We start from the raw sequence: 11600 nt of genomic DNA, 5'->3' as shown, positions 1-11600 counted from the left end.
TCTTTTTTGGTGCAAAAAAATACAGAAAGTCGGACGTTAAGATGATTCGATTGTAAAGGGGATTCTTATGGATTAATTCTGGTAATAAAGGGGGCTAGCAATAGATAGTTTTTGATGCGACAATTTAACCAAATAATATTAATTTTGGGGGTGATGGTAATGCTGGACAAGATCAGTAAGAAAATCTTGATGGAATTGCAGAGCGATGGACGCATCAGCAATGTGGAGCTGGCCGCGCGCGTGAACCTGTCGCCGGCCGCCTGCCTGGAGCGCGTGCGCAAGTTGCACGAATCCGGTTACATCATGGGCTATACGGCCCAATTGAACCCGCAGCTGCTCGACGTGTCGCTGCTGGTGTTCATCGAAGTGGTGCTCGATCGCACGACACCGGAAGTGTTCGACGCCTTCAAGCATAGCGTACAAATCATTCCAGAGGTACTGGAATGTCATATGGTCGCCGGCGGTTTCGATTACCTGGTCAAGGCGCGCGTCAAGGACATGGCCGCCTACCGCGAATTCCTGGGCAAGACGCTGTTGCAGAAAGGTGTGCGGGAAACCCACACTTATGCCGTCATGGAAGAGGTCAAGAACACCACCAAATTGCCGATTAAGTGACCCTGGTGTAGCCAGCCCGTTTTTCTGATTGAGCTATCGGAACAAATGTTGTAGGGTAGAACTACAATTCTGCTACCCGGTAGCCGCCTGAAACGCCGCGCAGACGGTAGTTCAGGGTGCAAGGTGGGCAATCGTGCCCATCCGCATACGGTGACAGCACGTCCCCCGGCGGGACGTGACGGGTTTGCGCAGCGGGGGACAAATGAAGCAGTTGCAGCATCAGCTGGTGCGTTTCTTTGTATTCACGATCCTGGCCATGGCCGTCGCCTGTTGCCTGGCCTATCTGCTGTTGCTCGCGGGCGGCGAGCATCCCTATTTGATCGCCTGCGTGGCCGCCGCCATCGGCGCCGCGCTGCTGGCCTTTGCCGGCCGTCCGCGCGGCGAGCCGGGTTTGCACCAGTTCGCCGACACGGTGGGCAACGCCATCGACGCCATCATGATAGGCGCGGCGGAAACCTCGTATTTTGTCGATTCCGTCAAACAGAAGGTGGAACTCGATGTCCGCACGGCCAGCGACATCGCCGACAGTTCCGTACAAAATGCCGCGATGACGGAAAAGATCGCCGCCAATGCGGAACGGGCCGCCCAGGTGGCGGCCGGCGTGCGCGTGGAAAGCGTGGCGGCGCGCGCCGAAGTGGATCAGGGCTTGCACCGCATCAATAACGCCCGCGAGGAAGCGCAAGGCGCCTCCAGCACCATGCTGAGCCTGCAGGAAAAATCCAAACGCATCACGGGCTTCACGGAAGCCATTTCCGATATTTCCGCGCGCACCAACCTGCTGGCGCTGAACGCCGCCATCGAGGCGGCGCGCGCCGGCGAACACGGCCGCGGTTTCGCCGTGGTGGCGGGGGAAGTGCGGCAATTGGCGCAGCGCACCAAGGAAGCCTCCGATGAAATCAGCGTGATGGTGCGCGAAATCAATGAACAGTCGGAAAAGGCCGCGCGTGGCATGCGTTCGCTGGCGACCGGCGTCACGGAGGCGGCGCGCAATGTGGAAAGCGTGCACGCCTCCCTCAGCCATATCGAACAATCGTCGGGCGAGTCCGAGGACGAGATCGGGCAAATCGCCCGCGCCTCGCGCGAACATGTCGACACGACGCAGCTGATCGCCGACGCCATCCTGCAAATCCGCGACAGCATGCTGTCGACGAATGCCGAATTGCCGCGCGCCACGCAGTCGGCCATGGCCCTGGCCGAGCGGGCCGAAGTGATCGCCGGCGCCCTCGGCGAATCGAGCGTGGCCACGCCGCACGACGAGATCCGCGAGGCGGCCCAGCGCGCCGCGCGCGAGGTGGGCAAACTGTTCGAGCAAGCCATCGCCTCGGGCCGCATCACGCGCGAAGCCCTGTTCGACCGCCACTATCGTCCCATCCCGAACACCGATCCACCCAAGCACAACACGCAGTTCGACGCGTTTACGGACAAGGTGCTGCCGGACCTGCAGGAAGGCGTGCTGGCCGCCCTGCCGCACCTGGCGTATGCGGGCGCCGTCGACAACAATGGATATTTTCCAACGCATAACAAGAAATTCTCGCAGCCGCTGACGGGCGACTACGCCACCGACATGCTGCATAACCGCACCAAGCGCATCTTCAGCGACCGCACGGGAAAGCGCTGCGGCAGCAACACCAAGCCCTTCCTGTTGCAGACGTATAAACGCGACACGGGCGAAGTCATGCACGATTTATCCGTGCCCATCCACGTCGAGGGCAAGCACTGGGGCGGTTTTAGAATCGGTTATCGCTCAAGTAACCACGCATAAAAAAAACGCCTGATGAGATATCAGGCGTTTTTTTTGTCCTATCGCAAGTCTTACTCGACGTGCGGCTTGGGCGCCACGCCGCCGCCGGCCGCCGTGGCCGTGCGCAGGGTGGGCGTGTTCATGCTTTCCAGGTGGTTGCGCAACCATTTGTGGGCGGGGCTGCGGGCGTCGCGCTCGTGCCACAGCATGTCCAGGTGGACGGCAGGCAGGGTCAAGGGCAAATCCTTGTACAGCAGCGACTCCGTCATGCCCGTCGAGGCGATCAGGTGGCGCGGCAAGACTGTTATCAGGTCGGAATTGGCGACCACGCGCCCTGCCGTGAAGAACTGGTTGACCGTCAGCAAGATGCGCCGTTCGCGGTGGATCTGCGACAGCGCTTCGTCGATCAAGCCATGCGCGCGGCCGGAAAAGCTCACCAATAAATGGTTCGCCGCGCAGTAGTTATCCAGGGTCAATTCCTTGTCGGCCAGCGGATGGCCGCGCCGCATCACGCACACATACTTGCCGGAATACAGGCGTTCGTGGCGGATGGGCGAACCGGTTTCGCTCGACAATTGCGCCGCCACGCCGGGAAAGAAGCCCACGGCCAGGTCGATATCGCCGCGCAGCAGCATGGGACGCGGTTCGCGCGTGGTCAGCGGCATCATGCGCACGTTGACGCCGGGCGCTTCCCGTTCGATCGAGCGCATCAGGGAAGGCAGCCAGAAGGCGGCCGTCGCATCGGCCATGGCCATGCGGAACGTGGCGTGGGTCTTCGACACGTCGAAGGTTTCCGGCGTGACGGCCGCTTCCAGGCTGGCCAGGGCCGAGCGCACGGACGGCCACAGCGCTTCGGCGCGCGGCGTGGGTTTCACGCCATATGCCGTGCGGATCAGCAATTCGTCACCGAGGCTCTCGCGCAGGCGTTTGATGGCGTTCGATACCGCCGGCTGCGTCATCGCCAGGTGGCCGGCTGCGCGCGTCAGGTTTTGTTCCGTCATGACGGCGTCGAAAACACGCAGCAAGTTCAGATCCAGCGTCAGAAAACTCATGGAAAGCCCAAGATAAAAGTTGAATTGATTACTTAAGAGTGTAAACCGCGCCGGGCACGAATATTTTCACTCGTAAAAAAATATTACAGTTTTCCATTCACGATTCGTATAATTGGTATCAGGAAATGGAATTAGATTTATATGTTGCACTGCACTATAGTACTGGCAAATTCTATAATGCACTGGAACAGTATGTCTACCTTCGCCTCCGCCCTGTACGCAGTATCCGCACCCGTGCTGGAGATTTCGCTGCTGAATGCCCTGCAACTCGTGCTGGTGATCGTCGCCGCGGGCGCCTTCGCCCTGCTGTTCAAGCCTTTGCTGGTGGGCATCGCGCGCGCCATGATGCTGGTGGTGCGCCCGAAGCTGAGCCGCGAAGAGCGCCTGGCGCGCCAGCAGATGCGTCAAGCGCAAGCCTTGAAGCGCACCCTGGGCAAGATGGATGGCGTGTCGCCAAGCAACGCCGCCGAATTGCGCGCCCTGTCGACGCGCGCCTGAGATCGCCTGTTGCACAGGACAAGCCGGCCTGCGCCGGCTTTTTTTACGCCCTTTACGCCCGCAGACTGCTTCAGGCCATGTCGCCCAGCAAATGCGCGCGCAACAGGGTGTCGGCCGGATGGGCGCCGATCCAGATTTTCAGCAGCGCATTGTAGAAAGCCAGGTCCGGCACCGTGTCGCCCACCTGCTTGCCGTTCAGCTTGCACAACGTCCCCTCTTCCGGCAGCCAGTCCACAGTCAGGATGTCGCCCTTTTTCAGGCCGGGCACCATGGCGAACATGGCGCCGAACTGCATCGTCTGGCTCAGCAGGCGCGTGCGGTCGGCCTGGTCGGAACTGCGCTTCAAGCCTTGCATGAATGCCTGGCCCAGCTCGTCGGAGGTGATGTCGCGCAGCATGACGATTTCCAGGCGGCGCGGCCCGGCCAGCGCCAGGATGTCGGCCAGCTGGGTTTTCTTTTCCGGCAGGTACAGCGCAATCGTGTACACCTTGAAGATGACTTTGTAGCGTACGCCGGCGCCGTTGAGTTTCAATTCGCGGCTGGCCAGCTGCACCGTGTCGTCCAGCCTGACGCCGCCCACCTCGACGGCCAGCGCCGCCTGTGCCACGGCGGCGCACAGGCAGGCGGCAGCCAGGGAGCGGCCCAAGCGGGATGTGCTGATTTGCATCTTCTGCCTCCGTGGAAACTGGGTGCTGTGGATCGGCGATCACACAGTGTAGAGCAGTTGGCAGAAGCTGGCGCCACGCAGAAGTGGCGCAGGAGAAATGCTTAAGCCTTGGCGGCAGGCAGCTCCGCCTGCAGGCGTTCGTACTTGGCCATCAATTGCTCCGGCGTTTCGCGCCAGGCGGGATTGAAGGGGATGCAGCTGACGGGGCACACTTGCTGGCATTGCGGCTCGTCAAAGTGGCCCACGCATTCGGTGCACTTGTTGGGATCGATTTCGTAGATTTCCGCGCCCATGTAGATCGCGTCATTCGGGCACTCGGGCTCGCAAATGTCGCAATTGATGCATTCGTCGGTGATCAGTAATGCCATGATTTCACTCTTACTTATTGCGATGAGGCAGCGTTGGCGGCAATCTTGTTTTGCAGCCAGCGGTTCACCGAGGGGAAGACAAACTTGGAGACGTCGCCGCCCAGCGCCGCGATTTCGCGCACGATGGTGCCCGAAATAAACTGGTACTGGTCGGACGGCGTCAGGAACATGGTTTCGACATCGGGCAGCAGATAGCGGTTCATGCCCGCCATCTGGAATTCATATTCGAAGTCGGAGACGGCGCGCAAGCCGCGCACGATGACCCGCGCTTCGTGCTTGCGCACGAAATCCTTGAGCAGACCGGAAAAGCTTTCCACTTGCACGTTCGGGTAGTGGCCGAGCACTTCGTTGGCGATTTCCAGGCGTTCGTCGAGCGAGAAAAACGGTTGCTTGTTCTTGCTGTCGGCCACACCGACGATCAGCTTGTCAAACAGACCCGATGCGCGGCGCACCAAATCTTCATGACCGCGCGTGAGCGGATCGAATGTTCCTGGATAAACGGCTACAACCATTGCGGCTCCCTGATGATGCACCAATATAGACGCGCATTATGCCTGAAATTGGTGCCCACCTTGGTGCTGCGCCTTGGGCCAGGCAGCCTTTTTGCCTCATTTATAGGCAGATTCAGGCAATTGCCGGCACTTTGTTGTAAGTTAGCAAATGATAATAAACGGTGCCCGCCTTGTCGGCGCGGATGACTTCCCACGGCGCCATCCATTCTGGCTTTTCCAGTGCGCTCGTCTCATCGAAGACGAGCGGCAAGCCCGATTCCGCATACACGATGCCGCCTTCGCTGAGCAGGTTGGCGCACAAGGGCAACACTTTCGCGAGGAAATCCTGCTGGTAGGGCGGGTCGAGGAAGATCAGGTCGAAACGCTGGCCGCGCGACGCCAGGCCTTGCGCCGTCAGCAAGGCGTCGCCGCGCAGCAGTTGCACGTTGTCAGCGCGCAATTTCGCCTTGTTCTCTTCCAGCTGGCGGATCACGGGCGTGTGCGTATCGACCATGGTGACGGAGCCAGCGCCGCGGCTGGCCGCTTCGAAGCCCAGTGCGCCGCTGCCGGCGAACAGGTCCAGCACCTGGGCGTTGGACCAGTCGCCGTCGCGCAAGTGGTTGATCCAGTTGAACACGGTTTCGCGCACGCGGTCCGGCGTCGGGCGCAGGCCCAGTGCCTGTAAAACAGGCAGCACCGAGCGCTTCCACTGGCCGCCGATGATGCGCACCTGGTTCGGTGGCGGTGCGTGGTGGACGGGGACTTTGGCGGGTTTTTTGATTTTCTTTTGCATGGGCATTTCTTCAATTCGATGGCGGCCACTATAGCATATGGCCCCCGCCCGCCCTGCCCGCGCCGCCCCGCTATTTGGGGTGCGCGGCCAGGGAATTGAAATCGTCGATCCAGCCCTGCATGCGCTTGACGGCGTGGGCCTTTTGCGCTGGCGTGGCGATCTTGATCGCCGTCAAGACCATCTGCGCCGTGCTGTCCTGGTAGGCATCGAAGAAGGCCTTGCGCTCGGAATGTTCCAGGCGCTCGAAACTGTCCTTGATCAGGGTCGTGATCAAGGCCGCGGTGGCATCCTTGCCGAGTTTTTCCTGGTGGACTTTCTTGACCAGGTTCAACACATTCTGCTGGCGCCGCATGCGTTCGTCGAGCCAGATCTCATTGTTCAGCGGACGCGCGTCGGACGCCTTGCGGATAATGGATTCCTGCTCGCTGCTGAAGCCGCCGAACCACAGTTCGAATTGCTCCATGGCTTTCTTGTAGCGCAGTTTCTGGCGCTTCTCCTGGTCGCCGCTCAGGTACTTCTTGCGGTAATCCTCATTGTTCGACTTGAACTTCTTTTCCATCTGCGCGATCTGTTCGGGCTTGAGCGAGCGCGCCAGGTCGGCCAGTTCGGGCGCCGCCTTCAGCAACAGCGCCTGCGTGCGCTGCTTGATCTCGCTGTAGTCCATCATCAGATCGGCCTGCGTGGTATTGCCTTGCAACTGCTTCTGGCCCGTGCGCAGGATTTCCACGTAATCCTTCAATTGCGTCTTGCGGTGCCAGTCGAACAGCTTGTCGATATCATCGCGTACCCAGCCCTTCTGGTCGCGGTCCAGGTCGACATACGCGTTCAGCCACCAGTACAGCACGGTATCGCCATTGTTGTAGGCCAGGCGCAAGCCGCTGCAGCCGGCCATGACAACGAGCACGATGGCCAGCACGGCATACGTAAAGCGGCTGGAAGGCGTGGAAGACGGGGCTTGCGTGTTAAAATTTTTCATATTCTTAACTTATAAAAGACGGTCTATGAACGTTGTCATTCTCGCCGCCGGTATGGGCAAACGCATGCAGTCGGCACTGCCCAAGGTATTGCACCCGTTGGCGGGCAAACCGCTGTTGTCGCACGTCATAGACACGGCGCTCGGCCTGGCGCCGTCCCGATTATGCGTGATTTACGGACATGGGGGCGCTGCGGTGCTGAAGTTGCTCGACGGCTACAAGGTGAACCCTGCCCTGGCGATCGATGCCGCCGAGCAAACGCAGCAGCTGGGTACCGGCCATGCGGTGCAGCAAGCCGTGTCCTTGCTCGATGACAAGGTGCCGACCCTGATCCTGTACGGCGACGTGCCGCTGACCAGTACCGCTTCCCTGCAACAACTGGTGCAGGCGGCGGGCAAGGACAAGCTGGCCATCTTGACCGTGGAACAGGACGATCCCTTCGGCCTGGGCCGCATCGTGCGCGAGCACGGCGCCATCGTGCGCATCGTCGAGGAAAAGGATGCCACGCCAGAAGAGCGCGCCATCAGGGAAATCAACAGCGGCATCATGGTCGCGCCCACCGTGGCCCTGAAGCAATGGCTGTCGGCCTTGTCGAATGACAATGCGCAAGGGGAATACTATCTGACCGATATCGTCGCCCAGGCCGTCGCCGATGGCGTGGCCGTCACCTCGGCCCACCCGGCCGCCGTGTGGGAAGTGGCGGGCGTCAACAGCAAGGTGCAACTGGCCCAGCTCGAACGCATTCACCAGAGCAATATCGCGCAAGCGCTGCTGGAACGTGGCGTGACCCTGCTCGATCCGGCCCGCATCGACGTACGCGGCGAACTCATTTGCGGCCGCGATGTCACCATCGACGTCGGCTGCGTGTTCGAAGGCAGAGTCGAACTGGGCGACGGCGTGCGCGTGGGCGCCAACAACGTCTTCATCAATGCCACGGTGGCGGCCGGCGCGCACATCAAGCCCTTCTGCCATATCGAGGACGCCATCGTCGGCGCCGCCTCCATCATCGGCCCCTACGCGCGCCTGCGCCCGGGCACGGTCCTGGCCGAAGACGTACATATCGGCAACTTCGTCGAAGTGAAAAACAGCCAGGTCGCCGCGCACAGCAAGGCCAATCACCTGGCCTACATCGGCGACGCCACCATCGGCTCGAAGGTTAACATCGGCGCCGGCACGATTACCTGCAACTATGACGGCGTGAACAAGTTCCGCACGGTGATTGAAGACGACGCCTTCATTGGCAGCGACAGCCAGCTGATCGCGCCCGTCACCGTCGGCAAGGGCGCCACCCTGGGCGCCGGCACGACCTTGTCGAAAGATGCGCCGGCCGGCAAGCTGACCGTCTCGCGCGCGCGCCAGGTCACCATCGACGGCTGGACGCGCCCCGTGAAAATCAAGAAGTAAGCGGCGCAGTCAGCCCTTGCACCCAGGCAGGCCGCACGGCCTGCCTTTTTCATATGTGGATAACTCTGTGGGCAAGCCACTGCACAAGTGGCGCATAAGCCTGTGTGCAAGCCTGCGCATAAGCTGTTGGCAAGTTCTTCAATATGACCGGCCATGCGCTTGCCGCTGCATTTCTTGCTGATTCCAGCGGCTTGCCAGCGATGCCATCGCGGTTTCCCGTAAATTGTGGATAAGTCTGTGCGTAAGCCTGCGGATAAGCGTTGGATAGCGTGGGTGCAAGTGGGGATAACTACCTTTTTGCCACCGCCTCCCCAGGTGTTGCTGTGGGTAAACCTGTGGAGAAACACTGCATAGCTAGTGGAAAGCTGGTGGATAAGCTTTGCATTGGATCAGATGACAGCCGGAAACCGGGCTTCCGGCTGTCGTTGCCGCATCAGAAGCGGCGATTGAGTTCGACCCACAAGCGGGCCGAACTGCGCGAGGCCAGCAGGACGGGCGTGCCGCCGATGGGTTTGGCGACGTACGCGCGGGCAGTCCACTGCTGCCCGCCTGCCCAGTTCACGCCCAGTCCGGCGCCGTGCAGGCGCGCGCCGTTCGGGCCTGGCGTCCAGTGCTGCTGGTTCACCGTCACGCGCGCGCTGTCGACGAAGGCCACGGCTTGCCATTGCCCGGCGCTGTCGCTATCGAGGTCATGCCGCCACTCCGCGCTGCCGAAATAGCCGAGGTCGCCAGCTGCCGCGCCCACGTCGTAGGCGCGCACCGTGTACGGGCCTCCCACGCTCATCTTTTCGGATGAATCGAGGTTGCTGTCCGCCCACTGCCCCGCGAAGGCCAGGTACACGGCGTTGCGCTGGTCCAGGTTTTGCAGGCGCGACAGGTTGACGTTCCATTTCGCGTAATTGCCATGGCTGCGAGCACTGAAGGCATCGTTCAGGCGCGCCAGCGGATCGCTGATGTCGAGCTTGCCAGCCGTCGCGGCCACGCTCCAGCTGGTGATGGCGCCAGCCAGGGCGGTATCGCGCACGTCGCCGCCGAGGGTGGCGCTCAAGTTGTCCAGGCGGCGGTCGCTGCGCATGGCGCTCGCGTCGATGCGGTCGCGCAACTGCACCTGGTCATATTGCAGCTGGATCGACATATTCGCATCGCGGCTGCGCAGCAGCGGATGGCGCAGCCAGCCGCTGGCGACCTGCGCCGTGCCATGCGCCTGCAGCGGGCGCATGGCGCCTTCCAGGCGGTAGCGCAGGGCGGACATGGCCGCTCCGGCGCGCGTGCCGGAACCGTTCAGCAGCAGGTCATAGCCGAGACGCGCATACGACATGCCCTTGCCCGAAGTGAGCACGCTGGCGCTGGCCACGTCGCCCTGGTGCAGCGGGTTGTACAGGTACACGGTGGCGCCAAGGCGGGCGCGGCCCGTGTAACGGTTGCCATTGTTGTCGAGGAAGGCAGTGCCGGCCGCGCGAGGACCGGACCAGGCATCGACCAGCAGGTCGGAGCTGCCGACCTCGGCGCCTGGCTTGAGCGTGGCCGTGATGGCGACATTGGGAACGTCGGACAGCAGCAGCAGGCTGCGGTCGAGTTCCGCCTGGCCGATGGTCTGCCCCGTTTGCAGCGGCGCCAGGGTGGCGTTCAGCAAGGCATCGCTGACATCGCTGCGGTTGTCGATGCCGACCTTGCCATAGCGCGCTTCGAGTACGTCGATGCGCACGATGCCCTGGCGGATGGTCTGGGCGGGCACGATGGCGCGCGCCAGCGGATAGCCATTGACGCGGTAATGGCTGGTGATGCGGGCGGCCAGTTCTCCCAGCTGCTCCAAGGTCAGCGTGGTGCCGCGGGCATCGGCCACCAGCGCCTGCAAGGTGGACGTGTCGAATGCGCTGTTGCCGGCGATGTCGATCTGCGTAACGAGAAAGGGCGCGCTGGCGGGCAGCGGCGCCCCCTCCTTCTGTTCGATGCGCAGCGCTGGTGCGCTGGAGGGCGCGTTGGCGGGCGTGGCCGGCTGCAACTGGCGCAGGATGGCGCCTGCGTCGGGTACCACCGGGGTGGTTTGGGCGGCGGCGCATGGCGCAAAGGCCAGCAGCAGCAGGGTCAGCAATGGTTGTTGCATCAGGTGTCGCGGAGTCGATGAATAAGTCATGGTGTTATTGATTTACGTTGAGCATGTTGGCGGGCAGCTTGACGCCGCCCAGGACGACTTGCAGGGCCGGGCCGCGGCTGCCGATCTGCATGGTGGTGTTTGGCATGGCATTGCCTGCGGCGGCCGTCTCGGCTGGCGCATCGGATTGCGTGACGGTGATGGTCGGCGCGGCGGCCAGCGTGCCGGGACGCGTGTCGGCAAAGCTGCCCAGCACTTGCGCCTGCAACTGCACCACGGCTGCCTGGGCCGGTGGCGGCAGGCTGGCGGATTGCAAGGTCAGCGCGTGGGCATTGGCGTCGGCTTGCGCGAAGACATAGTCGGTCGAGCTCAGGCCGCTACCGTTGATGGCGTAGCTGCCGGCCGGGCTGCTGGCCGTGGCCGGACTGGTCCAGGCCAGGCTGCCGCTGGTGGCGTCCGCCAGGCTATCGTTGCCGAGCAGGCCGCTGACACTGCCGCGCAAGCCCTCGGGCATGCGGCCACCCGTCAAGGTCACGGGGGCGGCCGTGTAGAGCAAAGTGGCCTTGGCGATGTCGGCCGTGACGCTGCCTGGCTGCACGAGCTCATAGTTGGCCGCGTCGGCGCCCTGCAGGCTGAAGCCGCCGAGGATGACGGTCTTGCCGCTGCCGGCGTGCTTGTCGGCAAATGCCGCGTTGCCGCCCGTCACGCCGAGCCGGTCGCCGCCCAGCGCCAGCACCGTGGCCTTGCCCGTCAGGGTGGCTTGGGTCGTTGCGTCGTAGACTTTGTTGGCCGCGCCGACGCCCGTCACCACCACGCTGGCCTTGGCGATATCGGCCGTGATGTTGCCTGGCTGCACCAGCTCATAGTTGGCCGCGTCGGCGCCCTGCAGGCTGAAGCCGCCGAGG

General features: G+C 62.3%; 12 protein-coding genes. 4 read left to right on the top strand and 8 right to left on the bottom strand.

Annotated elements, in window-relative coordinates; all coding sequences use genetic code 11:
• Positions 1–159: 159 nt before the first annotated feature.
• Positions 160–615, top strand: a complete 456-nt coding sequence (locus tag J0O65_RS12620) for an Lrp/AsnC ligand binding domain-containing protein (RefSeq protein WP_010393827.1) — start codon at positions 160–162, stop codon at positions 613–615.
• 202 nt (positions 616–817) lie between these two features.
• A complete protein-coding gene (locus J0O65_RS12615; RefSeq protein WP_215407199.1) occupies positions 818–2377 on the top strand; it encodes a methyl-accepting chemotaxis protein in 1560 nt (519 codons plus the stop codon).
• A gap of 50 nt (positions 2378–2427) precedes the next feature.
• Here the strand turns inward: J0O65_RS12615 and J0O65_RS12610 are convergent, their stop codons facing one another.
• Complete coding sequence (locus J0O65_RS12610; RefSeq protein ID WP_034783859.1) at positions 2428–3408, bottom strand: LysR family transcriptional regulator; 981 nt, start codon at positions 3406–3408, stop codon at positions 2428–2430.
• A gap of 192 nt (positions 3409–3600) precedes the next feature.
• On the opposite strand from J0O65_RS12610, the gene J0O65_RS12605 reads away from it, so the two are divergent.
• Positions 3601–3906, top strand: coding sequence for a hypothetical protein (locus tag J0O65_RS12605; RefSeq protein ID WP_215407197.1), 306 nt, complete (start codon positions 3601–3603; stop codon positions 3904–3906).
• Positions 3907–3976: 70 nt separating this feature from the next.
• Here J0O65_RS12605 and J0O65_RS12600 read toward each other — a convergent pair whose 3' ends face one another.
• From J0O65_RS12600 to J0O65_RS12580, 5 genes are all read right to left on the bottom strand, one after another.
• On the bottom strand, positions 3977–4573 hold the full coding sequence (locus J0O65_RS12600) for a chalcone isomerase family protein (protein WP_152251523.1): 597 nt from the start codon (positions 4571–4573) through the stop codon (positions 3977–3979).
• A 101-nt stretch (positions 4574–4674) separates the two neighbouring features.
• A complete protein-coding gene (locus tag J0O65_RS12595) occupies positions 4675–4941 on the bottom strand; it encodes a YfhL family 4Fe-4S dicluster ferredoxin (protein ID WP_131374858.1) in 267 nt (88 codons plus the stop codon).
• Positions 4942–4955: 14 nt separating this feature from the next.
• A complete protein-coding gene (gene coaD, locus J0O65_RS12590) occupies positions 4956–5453 on the bottom strand; it encodes a pantetheine-phosphate adenylyltransferase (protein ID WP_034752633.1) in 498 nt (165 codons plus the stop codon).
• 112 nt (positions 5454–5565) lie between these two features.
• Positions 5566–6225: a 16S rRNA (guanine(966)-N(2))-methyltransferase RsmD gene (gene rsmD / locus J0O65_RS12585; RefSeq protein WP_215407195.1), complete on the bottom strand. Its 660-nt coding sequence runs from the start codon at positions 6223–6225 to the stop codon at positions 5566–5568.
• A 70-nt stretch (positions 6226–6295) separates the two neighbouring features.
• Positions 6296–7201 (bottom strand): DUF6279 family lipoprotein, encoded by a 906-nt coding sequence (locus tag J0O65_RS12580; protein ID WP_215407193.1) that lies wholly within the window; start codon positions 7199–7201, stop codon positions 6296–6298.
• A 25-nt stretch (positions 7202–7226) separates the two neighbouring features.
• On the opposite strand from J0O65_RS12580, the gene glmU reads away from it, so the two are divergent.
• The gene (glmU, locus tag J0O65_RS12575) at positions 7227–8603 is read left to right on the top strand and encodes a bifunctional UDP-N-acetylglucosamine diphosphorylase/glucosamine-1-phosphate N-acetyltransferase GlmU (RefSeq protein ID WP_215407192.1); all 1377 of its coding nucleotides are present in this window, start codon (positions 7227–7229) and stop codon (positions 8601–8603) included.
• A gap of 433 nt (positions 8604–9036) precedes the next feature.
• On the opposite strand, the gene J0O65_RS12570 is transcribed toward glmU, so the two are convergent.
• Positions 9037–10707: a ShlB/FhaC/HecB family hemolysin secretion/activation protein gene (locus J0O65_RS12570; protein ID WP_251373723.1), complete on the bottom strand. Its 1671-nt coding sequence runs from the start codon at positions 10705–10707 to the stop codon at positions 9037–9039.
• A gap of 34 nt (positions 10708–10741) precedes the next feature.
• On the bottom strand, positions 10742–11600 hold an 859-nt coding region (locus J0O65_RS12565; RefSeq protein WP_251373721.1), incomplete at its 5' end, for a YDG domain-containing protein.

It is taken from the genome of Janthinobacterium sp. JC611 (assembly GCF_018682595.1).
Lineage (GTDB): Bacteria > Pseudomonadota > Gammaproteobacteria > Burkholderiales > Burkholderiaceae_D > Janthinobacterium.
This window is presented reverse-complemented; position numbering and strand designations above follow the sequence as displayed.